The following is a 508-nucleotide window of genomic DNA, read 5'->3' as shown; positions in this document are numbered from 1 at the left end:
CATGACCGAGCGCTTCGGCACAGGCCGCTTCCACCGCGGGCAGACCGTCAGTCAGCACCGCGTTGAGGATGTCGACCATCTGCCGATTGCCATCTTCGGTACTGGCAAGCTTGCGCCGGATCCGCTCGATCGCGGCCGGCAGCACCCAGTCTTTGAAGGGAGCACCGTTGCGCAAGGCGCCGGGTTTGCGGGCGAGCACCGGCACATAATGCCACGGGTCGTAGACGGTATCGCCGCGGCCAAAGGATCGCGGGTGCTCGGCAACGATGCGTCCATCCTGACGGATCACGATGCGATCGGCATAGGCTTGAACTTCGACCGGCCGTCCGACTGCGCTGGCTGCGACCGAGTACCTGTTGTTGTCGAAGCGCACCAGGCAGGTCTTCGAGACCGATGCCGTCACCGCATGGAAGCCGTCGAAGCGGCCGGCATAGGGAACGAGTTTGGGGCGTTCGGCTTCGAACGCCTCCCAGATCGTCTGATCGACCAGCTCCGGATGGCGATGAGC

Annotated in this window: 1 protein-coding gene; it reads right to left on the bottom strand. The window is 64.4% G+C overall.

Annotated elements, in window-relative coordinates; translation table 11 throughout:
* Positions 1–508, bottom strand: a 508-nt coding sequence (locus D1Z90_RS21160) for a Mu transposase domain-containing protein (RefSeq protein ID WP_438941751.1), incomplete at both ends; no start/stop codon positions are given.

The sequence above is a fragment of the Motilimonas pumila genome (assembly GCF_003596335.1).
GTDB lineage: Bacteria > Pseudomonadota > Gammaproteobacteria > Enterobacterales > CBDFNC01 > Motilimonas > Motilimonas pumila.
This window is presented reverse-complemented; position numbering and strand designations above follow the sequence as displayed.